The 1,533-nt window shown below is 43.4% G+C and carries 2 protein-coding genes; one reads left to right on the forward strand and one right to left on the reverse strand.

The genetic code is table 11. The annotated features are described in order from the left end of the window. The first annotated feature begins 49 nt into the window (after positions 1-49). Positions 50-376 carry a transposase gene (locus tag G395_RS0127110; RefSeq protein WP_026632866.1) on the forward strand — a complete coding sequence of 109 codons (327 nt, stop codon included), beginning with the start codon at positions 50-52 and terminating at the stop codon, positions 374-376. Here the strand turns inward: G395_RS0127110 and G395_RS0127115 are convergent. Beyond that, positions 356-1,533, reverse strand: a 1,178-nt coding sequence (locus tag G395_RS0127115) for an IS110 family RNA-guided transposase (RefSeq protein ID WP_026632867.1), incomplete at its 5' end; no start/stop codon positions are given. The two genes, G395_RS0127110 and G395_RS0127115, sit on opposite strands and share 21 nt — an antisense overlap.

The following is a 1,533-nucleotide window of genomic DNA, read 5'->3' on the forward strand; positions in this document are numbered from 1 at the left end:
TGAGGTGGCTCCAAAAAACGGCACACATTTTTGCACATTATGATGCAGAATGAAAGACCCCAAATCATTAAAGACTCGTCGGAGCTACGATGCTGATTTCAAGCAAGAAATGACCAGGATGTTGACTTCGGGCAGAAGTGCGAAGGAAATTTCGGAGTCATTTGGAATTGCCGAGAATGTTCTCTATCGTTGGAAAAGGATGGCAACAAAAAAGACAAAATCGAATAGCGGAGAAAAGGTTAGCGACAGAGCAGCAAAGTTGGCTGGCGAAGTAGCAAAACTACGTGCTGAGAACGAGCGCTTAAAAACTGACCGCGAAATCTTAAAAAAAGCGTTAGGTCTACCATATAACTTCTCACGCGGCTATGTCTTTTAAGCGTTTTAAGGCCCTTTCTAGGTTCGCAATTTTTGTTTGTCTGTACTTTTCCTTGTACTCTTCGTAATCGAACGGCGTAAAGGCTTGCTTATACCTGACCATTCTATAATAGATGATCGCGATCTTTCTGGCCGTAGCCACAATTGCGTACTTATGCCCACCTTTTGCTCTCATTCTTCTAAAATAGTCACCCAACCAATTATTGCTGGATAATAAGCTGTTTGCGGACATACGAAAAGCCTGTGAGGCGAGATTAGCTTTTTTCGACAGCAACTTGCTACTGATCAGTTTACCGCCGGATACCTTTCTGTTGGGACATAGATTCAGCCAACTCACAAACTTTTCCTCAGTAGCCCACTTGCTCAGATCGGTTCCCGTTTCACCCAATACCTCCAGTGCAACGGTTGAGCTTATCCCATAAATCTCTATAACGTCGGTGCCGTGAATTGTTTTTAAGTACTCTCGGGTGTTAAAAGCAGGATGGCTTTTATTTGTCTTCTTTTTGGACACATTTACTGACGAGCTCGCTGTTACGGATAGCTTTTCAATAATGCCGTCGTGCTTTTGTGCCACCATGAGTTGTAGCGCACCTTCAATTTCTCCATCGCAAAGGGCGATCTGCTCCTGGATAAATTTGTACATGGTATATGACTGTTTAAGCAGGAAAAGGTGTTCAGCGCGCCAGTTTCCTTGTAAGGATTTGCATATCGTGTCCGAACTTGCTTTGACGCGTTTGTCAATTAACGGAAGGAAATTAACAGCATTTCTTTCTCCACTGATTATGGCTTCAACAATCGCTTTTCCTGTTTTACCGGTAATGTCGTTGAGCACCGTGTGTATCTTTAAATTCATGAGCTCGAGTGATTTTTGCATCCGATTGATACAGGTCGAACTATCCTTTGTTAGATTTCGCCTGTGACGGACGATTGTGCGCAAAGTCTCTGTCTGATCATCTGGCAAGAAACTGCTGTTTAGTAGTCCACAGCTATGCAGACGTTGAATCCATGCAGCGTCACTTTCGTCGGTCTTCTTTCCGGTCACGTTACGTGTATGTCTGGCATTAACCAAACACACCTCGAATCCATTTTGAACCAGCATGTTAAATAAATTTTTCCAATACACACCCGTACTTTCAAGTGCAACTGTTTCGACTCGAC

Origin of the sequence: Dyadobacter alkalitolerans DSM 23607, from assembly GCF_000428845.1 — a bacterium.
Classification (GTDB): domain Bacteria; phylum Bacteroidota; class Bacteroidia; order Cytophagales; family Spirosomataceae; genus Dyadobacter; species Dyadobacter alkalitolerans.